Here is a 15,534-nt window from a genome sequence, read left to right as displayed (position 1 = left end):
TTTGAAAGCCCGCTAAAAAGAAACGAAGATTTTTTCGTTCTCCTTTGAAAAAATACCCGCATCGATCGTCTTATAGAGTGAGCCCTCCCGCAGGGACGGGACATCTTCCTTGAAATTTATCGCCTGGTTTGTCCGTCGCCCGGTGGCGACAACGCTGCTGCTGCTCTCCGCCGTGCTGTCCGGACTGATGGCGCTGCCCCATCTTCCGGTCTCGGACCTGCCCGATGTCGACCTGCCGGTGATCTCGGTCTCCGCTTCCAACGCCGGCGGCTCGCCCGAGGTGATGGCCCGCACTGTGGCAGCACCTTTGGAACGGCATCTGGGCAATATCGCGGGTGTGACGCAGATGATGTCCACCTCCACGCGGGGGGAGACTTCCATCTCTTTAGGGTTTGAACTGGGTCGGGATCTCAATGGCGCCGCGCGGGACGTGGAAGCCGCCATAAGGGCCGCGCGGCGCGACCTGCCAACCACGCCGGGGTCAGACCCGAGCTATCATCGCGCCAACCCCAATGCGACGCCGGTGCTGATCCTCGCCGTGACACCGGGCATGCAACCCATGTCCCACCTGTATGATCTGGTGAACACCACCCTGCGGCCCATGCTGCTCCAGGTGCAGGGGGTTGGGGATGTGATGCTCATGGGCAGTTCTGCGCCCGCTGTGCGGGTGGAGATGAACCCGCTGCTGTTCTTCAAATACGGCATGGGGTTCGAGAACCTGCGCGCAGCACTCGCTTCGGCCAATGCGCATACACCGAAGGGCGTGATCGACATGGCGGGCCAGCGCTACCAGTTGGCCGTGAACGATCAGGCCGACCATGCCGCAGCGTATCGGGATCTGGTGATTGCCTACAAGAACGGACGCCCCATCCTCCTACGTGACGTCGCGACCGTGACGGACAGCATGCAGGACGTGAATGCCGCCGCCTTCTTTGACGGAAAACCGGCGCTGACGCTGATGGTGCGCGCCCAGCCGGGAGCCAATCTGGTCGGGATAGTCGATGCGGTGAAAGCCCGTCTGCCACAACTGCGCACGCTCATGCCGCCGGGGGCGGATATTGCGGTGGCGCGGGATGGCTCGGCGGTGATCCGTTCCTCGCTGCATCATACGCTGGTGACGCTGCTGGCCTCCTGTCTGCTGGCACTGGCCGTGGTGTGGGTGTTCCTGCGCTCGTGGACGGCATCCGTTGCGGCGGCGATCATCGTGCCGTGCTGTCTGATCGCCAGCCTCGGGCCGATGCATCTGGCGGGCTTCGGGCTGGACAATCTCTCGCTCATGGCGCTGACGGTTGTGACGGGTCTGGTGGTGGATGACGCCATCGTGGTGATCGAGAACATCATCCGCATGCGCGAGCGAGGACTTTCCATCGATGAAGCGGCCATTGCCGGGGCGAGCGAGGTGGCGTTCACGCTGCTGTCCATCACCGTCTCGGTGCTCGCGGTGTTCCTGCCGATCGGGCTGGCCTCGGGCCTGACGGGACGGCTGTTCCGGGAGTTTGCCGGGACAGTGGGTATCGCTGTCACGGTGTCGCTGGTCCTGTCCTGCGTGCTCACACCCTGTCTGACGGCGCTGTGCATGCGCTTTGCCGAAAACAGAACCGCCGTGCATCCAGAAGTGGATATCGCAGATTTTCTGGACCATGAGAAACACAGAGGCAGCCTGTATCGTCGCACCCTGGAAGTCTGCCTGAGCCATCCCGGCAAGACGGCTTTGCTTTTGCCGCTCACCCTGCTGGTGGGCGTCTTTTTGTTTACCCGTATGCCCAGGGTCGTGTTTCCGCGTCAGGATATCGGCATCGTCTCGGGCGGATCGCGCGGTAGCGGCAGTTCACTGGCCCAGACCAAGGTCCGGCTGGAGCGATTCAGCAGGGTGCTGCTGGAGGATCCCGTCGTGACGCATGTGATCGCCTATCTCGATACGTCTGAAGGCTCCAGCCACGGCATGGTGTTCGCCACGCTGTGCGACCTGTCCACCGGGCGTGCTTCGGGGGCGGAAGTGGCTGCCCGCGTGATCGCCAAGATGGGGAAAGACATTCACGCCGAATACCATGCCCAGGCGCCGGGCAACATCATGATGCGGGTCGGATCGAACAGCAGCGGGGTCAGCTACATCCTGCGCAGCGAGGATGACCGGCTGTTGGGACCAGCAACACGGAAACTGGCGAAAGCCCTGCGGCATCACCCGGAATTCGCGGATGTGGACCCCGACGTCGATCCGCCGGGACAGGGCATCACGCTGGCGATCGACCGCGATACCGCCGCCCGTGTCGGGGTCACGCCGCAGGTCATCGGCAACACCCTGTCCGACGCGCTGGGCCAGACCACGGCCTCGGTCGTCTATACGACACACGGGCAATACAATGTGGTGCTGACCGTGGAACACCGCTTCCAGCGCGATCCGGAGATCCTGAAACGGTTCTGGATCAGCCCCTCGGGAGGCTCGGCCTCGGGCAGTTCGGCGTCCAACACCATCCGGGTGGTGACATCAGCCACGGCCAGCACTACAGCCTCCACGAGTGCAACGGCGTTTCGGAACCAGATCGCCAATTCGCTGGCGGGTGGCGCCAATGCCTCGACCGGTTCGGCCGTGGCGACCGGGGCGGAAACGCTGGTGCCGCTGTCGGTGGTGGCCCGGATAACACCGAGCCTCGATCCGGTGGCCGTCACCCATATCGGCTACGCCAGTTCCGCCTCGCTGGCGCTGGAACTGGCGCCCGGTGTCAGCCTGTCGCAGGCGCAGGTGATCATTGATCAGGAATGGCGGAGCCTGCATCTGCCGGAGAGCATCACCGGCGAGTTGCAGAGCGACGAAGGGGATGTTGGCAAAAGCACGCATGACAGCGAGATCCTGATCATCGGCGCTGTGCTTGCCGTCTATCTGACATTGGGCATGCTGTATGAAAGCGTGTGGCATCCGCTGACCATTCTCTCCACCATTCCCTCGGCCGGGATCGGGGCCATCATGGCCCTCGATCTCTTCGGGTTGCCGTTCTCGGGCATGGCGGTGATCGCCATGCTGTTGCTGACTGGTATCTCGCTCAAGAACGCGATCCTACTGGTGGATTTTGCCATCCATGCCGAACGCGAACGCGGCCTGACGTCACGGGATGCCATTCGGGAGGCCTGCCTGCTGCGCCTGCGGCCCATCGTCATGACTACCTTTGCCGCTGCCCTCGGCGCGTTGCCGCTGGTGTTGATGGGCGGCTACGGCATGGAGCTGCGCCAGCCGCTCGGCATCACGCTGATCGGTGGCCTGCTGGTCAGTCAGGCACAGACCATGTTCACCACGCCAGCGCTCTATCTGCTGGTGGCGCGATGCGCCGATCACCTGCAGCGCCTGAAACTGCGATGGGGCCGGACAGGTCGAACCTGAGCCGTCCGCTCCCGCAAACAGGAGGCATCAGATTTCCAGACCCTGATCCCGCCGTCTCCCAAACGACCAGTCGACACCGCCATCATCACGGGCGATCCCAGAGACTTCCCTGCCCCGCTGTTTTTCCAGCGAGGGCGTCCACGGCACCAACTGAAAGCCAAGCCCGTTATCAATCATTGCCATCCGACCGGATGCCAGCACGAAGCGCTGGCGATAAGTCCCAGACACATACTCGCCTGCATCGAATGGCTGGTGGGAAAGCCCCTGCTCCGCCTCCAGCCGTCGGGCCAGTTCACCGACCTCCCTTTCCCGGAGCGTGGCAATCATCCCGCGCGGATAGATGGTCTTCTCACCGTCACGTCGCGCCAGTCCCTGCTCGACCAGATGGTTACTGCGCTGGCGCAGGGCATCGCGGACCTCCGCCCCGAAGCCCGCCTCACCCAGCGCCACCGGATCACGGGCGACAAGCTGGCGGTCCAGCCATGTTGCGCCACGTGCCTGCACCTGTTCGCTGATCGACAGGTCCGAACGCATAGCGAGCGTGGTCCGTCGATGACCCTTGCCATCCTCATAGTTCCGTAATTCAACCAGACCACCGGGCGGGACATCCCCAGCAGCCTCCAGCGAAGGCAGATGGACATGATGTGTCCGCCCATCCACGCCATCGATTACGGCATAGGCGTTTCCTTTCAGCTCATCATCCAGACCGCGTGCAACCAGACGCCCAATCACGGGCTCGGCCAGTTCCTCTCCGGCCAGCACCCAGGACGCTGAAGCGCGTTCGATCCCCTGCTCGCTCAGACCGCGATGGATGCGCTTGATGATGTCATTGCGCTGGCCCATCTCGCGCAAGGTGACCTCCGCCGTTTCATCAAGACGCCATTGCCCGGCACGCACCTCATGGGCAAGACCCATGCGCTCCAGACGCCGCAGCCGTCCGACTTTCATAACCGAGAAGGCGTCAGGCTGCCGGTCTGGAGATGGCGCCAGATCGATAATGCCGCGTTGATCCGCGTCCTGCTGCAACTGCCGGTCCAGTTGGGTCCAGCGCTCCGCCTCTACCTGGCGCTCCACGTTCCGGCGGATTTCATTTTCAGTGCGCGGCCCGAGCTCCAGGGTAACAAGATTTTGGGCACGGGCACGCAGGCCCTCGCGGATATAATCCTTCGAGATGACCAGATCCTCGCCAGCCTGATCCTTGCCCCGCACGATGACATGGACATGCGGGTTGTCGGTATTCCAGTGACTGACCGCCACCCAGTCAAGATGCGTGCCGAGATCCTGCTCGGCCTGCGTCATCAGTTCCCGCGTGAAAGTTTTCAGATCCGCCATGTCCACCGCATCCTCAGGTCCAACGATGAAGCGGAAATGATGCCGGTCATCCTGACACCGCTCGGCAAATTCACGCGCGGGCACATGGTCGCGCTCGGCCCCGAACAGCCGGGCCTTCTCCCCGTCCTTCGTGACACCTTCACGCTGGAGATAGGACAGATGGGCACGCAATGTAGCCCGTGCGCCATGTCGAACCACCCTCGCCTTGACGATGGCAAGCCGGGTGCGCCGCGACAGGAGACGGTTGGCACGCGCTGCCGCTCCCCTGCCCCGCCCGAAGGTCGATGGTCCCTTGCGTCCGTTTGCCGGTCCTGGACGCCCCATGCCCCCGGCCCGGTTGGTCGCGGCCAGCACGCGCCCGATGAAAGACCGGCCTTGGCGGGCACGGGTCGAGCGGATGCGACCGGGCCTGACCCGGAAATCGTCATCGCGGGCCATGACAGGCCGCACCTTGCGCTAACATATTGAAAACAGGGCAATCAGACCGCCAGAAACCTTGGGACGATAAAATGACCTTGCGAAAAACCCTGAAAAACCGCCCTCCCCAACCATGCCGCACCTTGCGGCTTTTATCTTGCGCTAAGCCCCAGAGACCCGATCCCCAGGACAATCGCCGTTTCCCTGCCTTCTTACCCCTCTGCTGCGAGGGCTTCCGCGCATACCCGGTCATGGTGCCGGCCCCATCGAGACAGGCACGAACAACGCCTGCGACATGTCAGCCAGTGCTTTCGGGGCATGCGGGAAAGCCCCGGACGAACGCCATATGACGTGCCCGGCAAACAGCGTATCCTCCGGCTGATTCCGCGCAACAGTTGCGTCGATGTGGTGCAGAACGTCTGCAGACAACGTGCGTCCGTCCAGCAGTTGCGCAACGGACGCCACGTAATCCCGCGTCTCCTGCGGCAAGGGCCGCCCCGTGACGAGATGGGCTTCATAACGCCCCGGACCGGCATTGTAGGCAGCCAGAAAGCCCGCATCCCCGTAGCGGTCGTGCAGCATTCGGAGATAGCTGGCCCCGGCGAGGATATTGTCCTGCGGATCGAAAGGATCGGCACCGAGGCCGAGATCATGCTGCAACCCCTGCCACGTTGCAGGCATGATCTGCATGAGACCCATCGCGCCCTTTGCAGAGATCGCATGCGCATCCTGACTGCTTTCCACCTGCATCACCGCACGGATCCATTCCGGCGGCAGGGCGACACGCAGGGCGGCCTGACGGATCAGCCCGTCGATATCCTGCGCACAGGCCGGACGTGCCAGAAATATCAGCGACGCTGCCAGTCCCGTGCAGCACAGCCGACACAGGATGGAGCGGGCACACACATGGGAGTTGCTGCCCTTTTGCCCTGTTCCTGCAGTCAGGCGTATCATTCGCGGGCTCCCTGACGTTTCTGCGGGCGGCTCCAGACAAGTTGCCAGACCCGTCCGCCACGGCCCGACTGGAACAGGGTCGCGCGTACGCTCTGTGCCAACGACGGGTCATCAAGCACCACGACGATGTATTCGCCGGCCCGTTCGCCGGTGCGTGTCCAGCCCGCGCCGACTTCGGGGCCGTCGCTGCCATCACCGAGATGGATGCGATAATCGGGCGCGTTGCCACCTTCCGGCGTGTCAATGCGCACCAGTGTCAGGTCGGCATCCAGCGAGAGTGTGCGCAGGCGTCCGGAAAAACCGTCTGCCGTGCGCGTGAAGAGTCCGATCTGGGCCATGTCAGTGATCCTGCAAAAAGCGTGGCGAAGAAAGGCTGGCGGCAGGCACGGAATCTGCGGCAACCCATAGCGGGGTCGCGCGCCCGATCACGCTGCTGACCGGAAGCGGACCGAAATACCGGCCGTCCAGACTGCGGGGTTCGTGCGTGTTCATCACAAAGATTTCGCGCGCATCGAGACGGTGACAGCCCTGCCAGACAGGCAATGGACGCCCGCGATGATCAGTGGTCAGTGCCTCGCCGACACCCAGTCCATCGACGACGATATGACTTCCCGTGCGACAGACCGTCTGTCCGCCAATCGCCGCCACCGGTTTGAGCAACGGCACGCCACGCGGCAGATAGTCACCGCGCGCCAGCCTGTCCGCATCGCCTTCCGGCAGACGAAGCGCCACCAGATCCCCGACATGAGGCAAGCGTTCGGGGTGCAGGCGATACAGCCCCATTGGCACACTGGCCGTAACGTTCCAGATCAGGCATGGCACCGGATGCAGGGCCATCGACAGGCCCACGCCCAGCGCTGCAAAATAGGTGGTGAAGAACCAGCCCCTACGCGTCATGGCACGGTCCTCCCACACAACCATGCCTCATGCCGGGCGGTCGTGTAGGACGGCACGATGCCGCCTTCCCGCAGACCGTTGGCAAGCTGCTGCCAGTAGGATGGACAGACATGCACGGGATTGATCCGGCGCCGTTCCAGCGCATCGATGACAGCCAGAACGGTCCGGACCTGCATCCAGCCGCTGCGATGCAGCAGACGTTCCGCACCCGTCGGCACAAAAGGCAGGCGTTCCCGAGGCTCACCCGCATGGGGTGCGCGCACGATATCGATGCAGCAGGCTGCCGCCCCGCACTCCGCCTGTGTCCAGCGCAGCAGGGCGAACACGGCGCCCGGCGCAAAACACAGACGGCGGCGATAACGATCGATCGGTTGCGTTTCCAGCGCATGACCGAAGCGCAGCCACTGTTCGATGCGCTTTTCCAGCCAGGTCAGTTCGAGATGCGTCATCACCTCGCGAGATGCGTGGTTCATGCGTGTCCTCCTACGACGGAGGGACGGACGTTGGCCGTGCATTGGTGCTGCATCACGACGGACCGCCTGCCGCCACAAACGGGTCGCTTCCCGAGCAGAAAGCCTGTTCTCAAAAAGTCGTGGCGTGGCGCAGGACTGTCGGGAAATGTCGAGAAGAATCCAGCGGTTTTTATGGTATTCGAGGACTCACGCGCGCGCCCTGGCGCGGTGTACAAGTACTGAATAGTTATAATATTTAGTACTCTTAGAGAGCGCGATTTTCTCCTTTTATAACAATCGACTATCGCAACATCCCATTCCCGATAGGCCGGGAAATCGATTCCTGATAGGCCGAATGGCATCACGAGTCCTCCACATGGTTATCCACAATTCCATGTGGATAAGTTTCGGAAGCAGGCATGAAATGAAGCACCGGAACGTCCCCCGACGGCGCCTCCAGCCGCAGCCGATAGCCCGGCAGGCTGTCTGCCGTGACGAGGCGACGGATCTCAAAGACGAAGCGGGGATAGGGCGAACGCGAGGCCGATTTCTCGTGCAGGTGCGGCAGATCAAAGGCCCAGCCCTCTTTCTGGCGACCGGCATGCCGCCGCACGAGAAGGTAGAGCCAGCGTTCAAAGCCACCGGTCAGCGCGAAATAACGCGGATCAAGGTCGAGGACCGCCCGGCGACCGACCGCATCGCACAGCCATTGCGGGAGAATGAGATCAAGTTCGCCCCGTCGTTCCTGCCAGGCGACAATCCACGAAAACCCCAGCGCACCTTCCCGGGTCTGACGCAGGGATGTCGTGACACGGGTATCAGCAAGCCGTTCCAGTCCCGCCCGCAGCCGCGCGTAACGGGCGGACGTCTCGCCCCGGTCGAGAAAACGCAGGACGTCGCGCATGCTGCCCCGGACGTGCGGCGACAGAGGCTGTCCCCGCCGCCGGGCGGCAACAAGGGTCGAAACGGCCCAGATCAGGATATCCGCATCCCATATCGTCGCCATGGGCGTATCATCGCGTCCGGCTACGTGCATGATGACGTGGCCCATGCGAAAGCTGACCGGCACGTGCCGCGGCGACTTGCTGAGACTGAAGAATGGCCACGACATGAGGTCGATCAGCAGACATGGCGTGATAGGTCGCGATACGGGAAGGGATATCATGGCCCCCTCCCGTGCTTGCGGCTGCCAAGCATGCGGGCGACCTCGTAGGCCGTCTCGGACGTGGAGCGGCAGGCCACATTCTCGACCCACACGCGGATATCATCGACGTGATAGAGCACGCGCCCGCCCATCTTGCGAAAGATCGGGCCGCTGCCACGACAGCGGTAGCGCTCCAGCGTGCGTGGCGAGATGTTGAGTTTGTGGGCTGCCTGTGGCGTGGTGAGAAGCTGCTCGCGCAGGAAACTGTCCTGACGCGGAGGTGAGATCGTCATGTCGGCCTCCGTCTGTTCGGGCGTAACCACGCGGAGCTTCGGCAATAATTGTCGTGCGGGAGACGTGCGAAAAACGACCGTTCCTTTGGCGCGTACGGTCCTGTCGCGAAAGCAGGATTCGTCAAAATCACACGCGCAGACGGAAACGGCCCGGTCGCAGGAGGGAGACATATTCGCGTCGGTCAGCGAGACGTGTAGCCCGCTTCAGCAGGCGTCCGACACGCGCACGCTGGGACGATGTATCCCACTGCCGGGCATTCATGGTGCGGACGGACGGATCCAGAACCCGGCCGATCTCACGCTGCGAGGCCCCGGCCATACGCCCGGCATATGCGCAGATGACATCGGCCATCCGCCAGACATGGTAGGGCCGGAGCGAGAGCGAGCGTGGCAGGCCGGGAACAGATGCACCGGTGAGACGTTTCAGAAAACGTCGCAGTTCTGCAATACGGATTTCCTCAGCGCCGTCCAGAGGGATGAGTGCTGCAGGACGGGCAGACGCCGCCCATCCCTGTATCTGCAGATGATGGGCACCATCATCGGGCGAGATGACAACGACAAGGATACCGGGCTGCTGTTCCATCGGGGATGCCCCGTGAATAAAGCGCGCGGGGATCGTGCGAACGTGAAAGTCTTCAGGGGCTTCGACAAGAATTGTCACACCCGGATAGACTTCAGGGCTCCATAATGCAGGCTTGATCCATGCGGGAATATCCGGATCAGCCGGAACAGGATAACCCCCAGTGGTGAGCGAAATCGCCCGCCAGTTCATAGCGTACCCGAAGGTCCGTAAGTGTATCGAGGTGCTGGCGAAGATGGTGGTATCCGGTCACATAAGCAGGGATATGCCGCAGCAGTTCCTGTGCCAGTCCGGGACCATTGAGCAGACGCAGATGCTCGCGGAAGCGTGGATCGTGCCATTCCAGGTGCTCGACCATGACGGACTCCTCCCATCTGTGGCCAGAATTACCGGTCTGGCGAGAGACGGAGGGAGATACCGTGAGAAAGGCAGTGCATGACCATCACGATACATAACCGTAACGGAAATGACGCCTAACGCTGCCTTCCGGGCATGGGGGCTTGGATGATGGCTATAGTTATCGCGACGAAAAAGGGAGTTCGGGGCTGAAAGAGGCCGTATCGCCAGAGAGGTCGGTGCCATGCCACACCAGCGCATTCTGACAGGGTCGTGATGTCTCATGATCCTGCCTGTTCCAACTGACCGATAAGTCTGCCCTGCAAACCGGAAGTCCCCCGTCAGGCGGGGGGCTCGGCATCGCGTCGGGCAAGCGCCTCTTTGAGTTCGTGCTCGATCTGTCGGCGCTCGCGACGGCTGAGGTGAAAGCTGGTCAGTTCGGCGCGCAGCATCTGGATATGGTCGTGTCGCGTGGTCATCGTCCTGCTCCTTTCGTTTCTCGAAGACAGGACGGACGGCTCATGCCGGGGCGGACCGGGTCAGGGAGCGCCGCAGGCGACCGGCTCGCCGGCGCGTGGGGGAGCCGATTTTGTCTGGCGCGCCCGGCACGGGTGCGTCGGGCAAAATTGGGGGCACCGCGCGTCCTTGACGCGGTGCGCCCTCGCGCATGGTACAATGGGAAGGCTGAGGGAAAGCCTCATGTTCCTCCTGCGTCTCACGTCGGGCGACCAGCACGATCGCCCGCGCCCTGAAAGAGCCCGCCAGAAAACCCGGAAGGCCCCGCCCGGAGAGACCGGGCGGGGTTGGTCGTGGGAGGTTCAGTCCCCGTTCCGGCTGCGCGGCCGGGTCCAGATGAGGGAGTAGCCCTCGCCTTCCTCGTCGGTGAACAGGTTGGCGAAGATCGGGGCGGCGAAAGAAGGATCGTCCAGCTTCAGGCTCAGATAGGTGCGGCCTTCGCTGGAGCGGCGGGTCCATGCGGCGCCCAGTTCCACGCGCCCGAGATAGACGCGGTAGTTGGGGGCGTTGTCGTTGGCGCGGTTGGTCTCGGCCACCAGGCGGACATTGCGGGCCTGCAGGGCCAGGGTGACGATTTCGCCTTCAAAGCCCTCGCCCACCTTCTTGAAGGAACCGATGTTAGCCATTGTCGTATCTCCATGCTGTTATCGGGCCGCGACCACCGTGGCCTCGATGGCGATCGACCAGCCGGAGGCGAGCGGCAGAGCACCCTTCAGGGCCGCAGCGCAGCGGAGGACGGCAGGACCAGAACTTTCTTGGCTCGCGAGGAATGACGGCGCAGCCGGCAGGGGAAGAAAGTTCCGGAACGCCGTTGCGGCCAGCCGATCGAGGCGCAGCCGGTCTTCGGCTAGATCAGCCATCCGACAGAGGCCATGGTGTGCGGACCCGACAGCCCCAGAAGATAGGATGCCGGCATGACCGGTCCGACAGGTGGGGAACGTGCGACATAGGAGAATATCGCGCTCGACCGGTGCGACCGTCTTCCATGCTGATGGCGCGGGCTGCGGCCTGATACCTGCCCCGACTGCCGCGTCTCTACTGCGAACGGTTCGGGCCGCATCCTATGGCCCCATCGTTCCAACGAAGGCTGGCCAGCCAGTTGCCCGCTGGACGATCCTTCTTTCGCCGCTGCTGTTTCGACCGGTTCACCGACGAGGAAGGGAGCCATCGCCTCCCTCATCCATCGTCCCCGCAGCGAGAACGGTGAAAGAGGTCACACTCCGCCCCCGATCTCTCTGGGCGGGGCCTTCCGGGGTGCGAGTAGAGTGCGCACCCCAAATACACTATCCTGTCAGGTCGTGGTTAAAATCCAACTGAACCTATCAACCACACGCAGTAATAAGTAATATACTATAATTCGCGTCACAGTCAGGATAGGAAAGACCGTGCGGAAAGAGTTGATGGTGGAGGCACTCTGTTGGGAAACCCAGAGTAAAATACATGTCTCTTATGCAGAAAAAGACAGACGCCTCAGTTGCTTTTGTCCGGACGAGCATTGCCTTGTCAGAGTTTACCCAAAGACAATCAAGAATACGTTTTTCTATGCGGAGGAGGGACATGTAACTGGATGCCCTAACGAAGCGGAAAGTCACTCTGATCCTCTTCAACCCGGGGAAGCCAAACCGAAACCTAGTATATTACCTCCGACCCCAATACCGAACTGTCTCGGTATGCCACCACGCCCACAACGGCGAATACCTCCTTCAAAAGAACAATTAATCGCATTGTCCCGTACGGCAAAAGCATCTCGCCCACTTTATCCTGCTACGATGTCGAAAATTGTCGACACATGGTTCAAGATACCCGAAACCGAGCGGGAAGCTCATTCTCTGACTATTAACGACCATCAATGGAATTACAAATCTGCATTTACATATATACGATATTTACAAAACGATATAAATATTCTGGACTGTGAAAATCATATCATCTACGGAGACGCCACAGTCTCTCGGGGCAAACATTATTACTTTTTGTCGTCCATAAAACGGTTTTTGTTCAATGGCGAAAGTTTGCCATTGCGCTTTGATGTGCCTATTAGAAACCCTTGTCTAAACAACTTGGCCGACTACGTTGGACAACAGGTGTTGTTCTTTTGGCGCGGCGTCATTCCAGCAATAAACGCCAAACATACTGCATATCAATTTCTGCAACCGGACGACACAAATTTACGTGGATTGATCATTCATCCCTCTCAATCAAAATAGTTTGAATAAACGCTCACGCGCCAGCCTCCCTGTGGAACCTCCAGACCGGAATGCCCATCTGCTTGGCCTTGTCGGCCAGATTGTCCTGAATGCCCGATCCGGGGAACACCATGACGCCGATGGGCAGGACTTTCAGCAGAGCGTCGTTGCGCCGGAACGGGGCGGCCTTGCCATGCCGGTTCCAGTCAGGTTTGAAGGCAATCTGCGCGACATCACGATGATCGGCCCAGCGGGAGGCAATGAATTCCGCCCCCTTGGGTGAACCGCCATGCAACAGCACCATGTCGGGATGCTTCTCGCGCACCTTGTCGAGACGGTTCCAGATCAGATGGTGGTCCTCGTAATCAGGGCCGCCCGTGACCGCGATCTTGGGGCCGGCCGGCACGAGCAGTTCGGTTTCGGCCTTGCGGCGAGCGTTGAGGAAATCACGGCTGTCGATCATGGAGGCCGTCAGGGTGCTGCGGCTGACCAGCGAGCCGGAACGTGGCCGCCAGGGCGATAGGGTCAGGCGTTCGAACTGGTCGCAGGCGAGGTCGCGGAAGATCTCGTAAGCGTTGCGTCGCTCCAGCAAAGTCAGCCCCTCGGCAATGAGGCGTTCCAGTTCCACCGAGCGGATATCACTGCCATCCTGTTCCTGCTGGCTGCGTTTCTGCGCCTGCTCGTTGCGGTCAAGATCACGCTCCACCTGCCCGACCATGCGATGGAAGACGTTGACCGTGGACCAGAGCAGCGGTTCGAGATCGGGTTCCAGCCGCGTGTCGGTCAGCGTGGCGGACAGCGCGTCGAAGATATCGGCGACCGCGCCCTCGATCTGGCTGGCGTCGGGCAACGGCCTCGCGTCCGGCTCATCCTCGAAGGGACGGTGGCCGTAAAGCTGGAGTTCGGCCAGCACGTGGGCGGTGGAAGAGGTGGCGTGTGCGGGTTCAAAATCGTCCGGTGTGCGGGTCATGGGTCTGTCCTCCGGTTCTGGCCGCGCCCCTCGCGGCCTTTCCGGGGGCGGATAGCGGCAGACGAAGGCCGGGCCGGAACCGCGCAGCGCGCGGCCGGAACGCAGTGGAGGATGGCAGGGAGCCGGCTATTTTGCTTCGCGATGCAAAGCGCGGACGCAGTCCCGCGCGGCGGAAAATAGCCGGCTCCGCCATTGTAGGGCCGGCCTGGCTGACGCCCGCTCCCCTTCCAGAAAGGCTGCGGGCGCGCCCCATCCGGAAACAGGACAGCCCCGCGCCACACGGGAAAGAAGACGGATCTCACACCCCCTTCCCGGCCCGCCTCAGTGCGCAACGGGTTGCAGAAACCGCACCACGTCCTGCGGGGCAAGCTGGGGATGCAGGATCGCCCGCATAGCGCTACGCCCGAGGTAGCGGAGATCATCGTTAAAATCCGCCAGACGCGGTGACAGCACGAGGCATTCGATCCCGGCTTCCTGCGTCCGGGCCATCAAGGTCGCTACTGCATGATCCCCGGCCAGGTCGTCATCACGCAGCACGTAGAGGCGGCGCAGCGTGGCCGGAAACGCCATGGCGGCGAGATGCGCCGAGGACAGGCAGGCGGCCAGCGGCAGATCGGGCATGACCTCATGGAGCGACAGCACCGTCTCGATGCCCTCGCCTGCCGCCATTACGTCAGACACCGTGCCAAAGCGCACGGCATTGCCAAGCAGGTCGCCCATCGCCCGACGCGGCATTTCGACAGGCGCCTTACCGCGTCCGTCGCGCGCCAGCCAGGTGCGATGCACCCCGGTCACAGTGCCGTCGAGGTCGGTGACGGCGGCAATCAGCGCGGGCCAGGTCTCGGTCGGGCTGTCGGTATCGGCGCGATAATAGCAGTCAGGATGAAAACGCAGGGATGACAGGGATGACAGGCGCGTCAGGTCACGATGCCGCAGCCAGGTTTCCGCCAGCGTGCCGACGATCGGACGGGACATGGCCCAAAGCCGACGTGCGGCGTCTGCGGTGCCAGATGCCTGCCCCGAAATATCGCGGCTGAACGCATGGGAACGGCCGCGATCAGGGGCCGGTCGTGGTGCCGGTTGCGGCAGGCTGAGGAAACGACGTGCCTCGTCGGCAACATCACGAAAATCGAGCAGCCCGAAACTTTCGCGGATGATGTCAAGCAGATCGCCATGCTGCCCGGTCGCGCCATCCGTCCATTTGCCCGCACGGCCACGTCCGTCCGGTCCACCATGCAGGCGGACATAGAGCGACCGTCCCGGCGTGTTATGAACGTCGCCGACAAGCCAGTAATTGCCGTGCCGTCGGCCAGCAGAGAGGTAATGACGGCACACCGCCTCGGCGTTTTCGCCCAGCCTGCGGGCCAGATCACCAGCATCCCATGGCGGCATGTCTGTCATTGCACCCTCCCTGCAGGCTTGAAGACGCCATAATTCCCCCGTAACGGCAGGAGCAGCGGGTTTCGGCCCGACAGATAACGAAGGATAGTCCCATGAAGATTGCCGATCTGGTTGATCATATCGCCACCACCACCGACACGAGCAGGACCGATACCCGCAAGGTGCTGGACGCGCTGATCGAGACCATGACCGCTGCTGCCAAAGCGGGTGACGAAATCACCCTGCCGAACTTCGGCAAGTTCAAGGTCAAAGAGGTCGCCGCCCGCGAAGGCCGCAACCCGGCCACGGGTGCGACCATCCAGATCGCGGCCTCGCGCAAGCTGGCCTTCACGCCTGCCAAGGCGCTCAAGGACAGCCTGAACGACTGACCTGCCGACAGGTGAAAGGCGGCGGACCCTGTCCGCCGCCCCTTCCCCATCACGCTGGCCTCTGATGATGGACGCATTCATCCGACCTTCTCCATCAGTTTGCGTGCCCTGCCCTCCAGATCCAGTCGTGCGTCCTGGTTAGTCTTCGTCCGCGCCAGTGCTGTTATCCCCTGCACGAAATCGAACACGCTCTCGGGCTTGCGTCCCTCCTCGTTCAACACCGTCTCAATGATTTTCGTGGTTTCCGGTTTGGAGAACCCACGACGCCGCAGGAAGGTTTCCCGATCGTCGTCGGTCTTCGCCACCAACGCCCGG

Annotated in this window: 17 protein-coding genes and 1 pseudogene; 3 read left to right on the top strand and 15 right to left on the bottom strand. The window is 62.2% G+C overall.

Annotation, left to right across the window (positions count from 1 at the left end):
• Window positions 1–109 precede the first annotated feature (109 nt).
• Window positions 110–3,373: an efflux RND transporter permease subunit gene (locus J2D77_RS10605; RefSeq protein ID WP_207846272.1), complete on the top strand. Its 3,264-nt coding sequence runs from the start codon at window positions 110–112 to the stop codon at window positions 3,371–3,373.
• A 27-nt stretch (window positions 3,374–3,400) separates the two neighbouring features.
• Here J2D77_RS10605 and J2D77_RS10600 read toward each other — a convergent pair whose 3' ends face one another.
• From J2D77_RS10600 to J2D77_RS10545, 12 genes are all read right to left on the bottom strand, one after another.
• Window positions 3,401–5,143 carry a relaxase/mobilization nuclease domain-containing protein gene (locus J2D77_RS10600; protein ID WP_207846271.1) on the bottom strand — a complete coding sequence of 581 codons (1,743 nt, stop codon included), beginning with the start codon at window positions 5,141–5,143 and terminating at the stop codon, window positions 3,401–3,403.
• 228 nt (window positions 5,144–5,371) lie between these two features.
• Window positions 5,372–6,076, bottom strand: coding sequence for a lytic transglycosylase domain-containing protein (locus tag J2D77_RS10595; protein ID WP_207846270.1), 705 nt, complete (start codon window positions 6,074–6,076; stop codon window positions 5,372–5,374).
• Window positions 6,073–6,414: a DUF736 domain-containing protein gene (locus J2D77_RS10590; protein WP_207846269.1), complete on the bottom strand. Its 342-nt coding sequence runs from the start codon at window positions 6,412–6,414 to the stop codon at window positions 6,073–6,075. Before J2D77_RS10590 ends, J2D77_RS10595 begins: the two co-directional genes overlap by 4 nt.
• Window position 6,415: 1 nt before the next feature.
• Entirely contained in the window at window positions 6,416–6,973 is a 558-nt protein-coding gene (locus tag J2D77_RS10585) for a S26 family signal peptidase (protein WP_207846268.1), read from the bottom strand.
• Entirely contained in the window at window positions 6,970–7,446 is a 477-nt protein-coding gene (locus tag J2D77_RS10580; RefSeq protein ID WP_141302040.1) for a DUF2840 domain-containing protein, read from the bottom strand. Before J2D77_RS10580 ends, J2D77_RS10585 begins: the two co-directional genes overlap by 4 nt.
• Window positions 7,447–7,786: 340 nt before the next feature.
• Window positions 7,787–8,590: a replication initiator protein A gene (locus J2D77_RS10575; RefSeq protein WP_207846267.1), complete on the bottom strand. Its 804-nt coding sequence runs from the start codon at window positions 8,588–8,590 to the stop codon at window positions 7,787–7,789.
• The gene (locus J2D77_RS10570; RefSeq protein ID WP_207846266.1) at window positions 8,587–8,862 is read right to left on the bottom strand and encodes a helix-turn-helix transcriptional regulator; all 276 of its coding nucleotides are present in this window, start codon (window positions 8,860–8,862) and stop codon (window positions 8,587–8,589) included. Before J2D77_RS10570 ends, J2D77_RS10575 begins: the two co-directional genes overlap by 4 nt.
• A 127-nt stretch (window positions 8,863–8,989) precedes the next feature.
• Complete coding sequence (locus J2D77_RS10565; RefSeq protein WP_207846265.1) at window positions 8,990–9,523, bottom strand: DUF2285 domain-containing protein; 534 nt, start codon at window positions 9,521–9,523, stop codon at window positions 8,990–8,992.
• A gap of 58 nt (window positions 9,524–9,581) precedes the next feature.
• Entirely contained in the window at window positions 9,582–9,800 is a 219-nt protein-coding gene (locus J2D77_RS10560) for a transcriptional regulator domain-containing protein (RefSeq protein ID WP_207846264.1), read from the bottom strand.
• Window positions 9,801–10,119: 319 nt separating this feature from the next.
• Window positions 10,120–10,257, bottom strand: a complete 138-nt coding sequence (locus J2D77_RS10555) for a hypothetical protein (RefSeq protein ID WP_207846263.1) — start codon at window positions 10,255–10,257, stop codon at window positions 10,120–10,122.
• A gap of 339 nt (window positions 10,258–10,596) precedes the next feature.
• Window positions 10,597–10,920: a DUF736 domain-containing protein gene (locus tag J2D77_RS10550; RefSeq protein WP_006560122.1), complete on the bottom strand. Its 324-nt coding sequence runs from the start codon at window positions 10,918–10,920 to the stop codon at window positions 10,597–10,599.
• An 18-nt stretch (window positions 10,921–10,938) separates the two neighbouring features.
• Window positions 10,939–11,154 carry a hypothetical protein gene (locus J2D77_RS10545; RefSeq protein WP_207846262.1) on the bottom strand — a complete coding sequence of 72 codons (216 nt, stop codon included), beginning with the start codon at window positions 11,152–11,154 and terminating at the stop codon, window positions 10,939–10,941.
• 525 nt (window positions 11,155–11,679) lie between these two features.
• On the opposite strand from J2D77_RS10545, the gene J2D77_RS10540 reads away from it, so the two are divergent.
• A complete protein-coding gene (locus tag J2D77_RS10540; RefSeq protein ID WP_207846261.1) occupies window positions 11,680–12,501 on the top strand; it encodes a hypothetical protein in 822 nt (273 codons plus the stop codon).
• Window positions 12,502–12,514: 13 nt separating this feature from the next.
• Here J2D77_RS10540 and J2D77_RS10535 read toward each other — a convergent pair whose 3' ends face one another.
• The gene (locus tag J2D77_RS10535; protein ID WP_207846260.1) at window positions 12,515–13,450 is read right to left on the bottom strand and encodes a DUF2493 domain-containing protein; all 936 of its coding nucleotides are present in this window, start codon (window positions 13,448–13,450) and stop codon (window positions 12,515–12,517) included.
• A 321-nt stretch (window positions 13,451–13,771) separates the two neighbouring features.
• A complete protein-coding gene (locus J2D77_RS10530; protein WP_207846259.1) occupies window positions 13,772–14,851 on the bottom strand; it encodes a DUF7146 domain-containing protein in 1,080 nt (359 codons plus the stop codon).
• A gap of 74 nt (window positions 14,852–14,925) precedes the next feature.
• On the opposite strand from J2D77_RS10530, the gene J2D77_RS10525 reads away from it, so the two are divergent.
• Window positions 14,926–15,219: an HU family DNA-binding protein gene (locus J2D77_RS10525; RefSeq protein ID WP_207846461.1), complete on the top strand. Its 294-nt coding sequence runs from the start codon at window positions 14,926–14,928 to the stop codon at window positions 15,217–15,219.
• 77 nt (window positions 15,220–15,296) lie between these two features.
• Here J2D77_RS10525 and J2D77_RS10520 read toward each other — a convergent pair.
• Window positions 15,297–15,534 (bottom strand): annotated as a pseudogene (locus J2D77_RS10520) (hypothetical protein); the annotation flags it as partial.

Source organism: Acetobacter garciniae (assembly GCF_017377735.1).
In the GTDB taxonomy this organism is placed as follows: Bacteria; Pseudomonadota; Alphaproteobacteria; order Acetobacterales; family Acetobacteraceae; genus Acetobacter; species Acetobacter garciniae.
The sequence above is the reverse complement of the archived record's forward strand: the minus strand, read 5'-3'. Positions and strand labels throughout refer to the sequence as shown.

What these genes read in the sequence shown, in the direction of transcription:
- J2D77_RS10600 (WP_207846271.1), bottom strand. Translation starts at nt 5,143, where the DNA reads ATGGCCCGCGATGACGATTTCCGGGTCAGGCCCGGTCGCATCCGCTCG.
- J2D77_RS10595 (WP_207846270.1), bottom strand. Translation starts at nt 6,076, where the DNA reads ATGATACGCCTGACTGCAGGAACAGGGCAAAAGGGCAGCAACTCCCAT.
- J2D77_RS10590 (WP_207846269.1), bottom strand. Translation starts at nt 6,414, where the DNA reads ATGGCCCAGATCGGACTCTTCACGCGCACGGCAGACGGTTTTTCCGGA.
- J2D77_RS10585 (WP_207846268.1), bottom strand. Translation starts at nt 6,973, where the DNA reads ATGACGCGTAGGGGCTGGTTCTTCACCACCTATTTTGCAGCGCTGGGC.
- J2D77_RS10580 (WP_141302040.1), bottom strand. Translation starts at nt 7,446, where the DNA reads ATGAACCACGCATCTCGCGAGGTGATGACGCATCTCGAACTGACCTGG.
- J2D77_RS10575 (WP_207846267.1), bottom strand. Translation starts at nt 8,590, where the DNA reads ATGATATCCCTTCCCGTATCGCGACCTATCACGCCATGTCTGCTGATC.
- J2D77_RS10570 (WP_207846266.1), bottom strand. Translation starts at nt 8,862, where the DNA reads ATGACGATCTCACCTCCGCGTCAGGACAGTTTCCTGCGCGAGCAGCTT.
- J2D77_RS10560 (WP_207846264.1), bottom strand. Translation starts at nt 9,800, where the DNA reads ATGGTCGAGCACCTGGAATGGCACGATCCACGCTTCCGCGAGCATCTG.
- J2D77_RS10555 (WP_207846263.1), bottom strand. Translation starts at nt 10,257, where the DNA reads ATGACCACGCGACACGACCATATCCAGATGCTGCGCGCCGAACTGACC.
- J2D77_RS10550 (WP_006560122.1), bottom strand. Translation starts at nt 10,920, where the DNA reads ATGGCTAACATCGGTTCCTTCAAGAAGGTGGGCGAGGGCTTTGAAGGC.
- J2D77_RS10545 (WP_207846262.1), bottom strand. Translation starts at nt 11,154, where the DNA reads ATGGCTGATCTAGCCGAAGACCGGCTGCGCCTCGATCGGCTGGCCGCA.
- J2D77_RS10535 (WP_207846260.1), bottom strand. Translation starts at nt 13,450, where the DNA reads ATGACCCGCACACCGGACGATTTTGAACCCGCACACGCCACCTCTTCC.
- J2D77_RS10530 (WP_207846259.1), bottom strand. Translation starts at nt 14,851, where the DNA reads ATGACAGACATGCCGCCATGGGATGCTGGTGATCTGGCCCGCAGGCTG.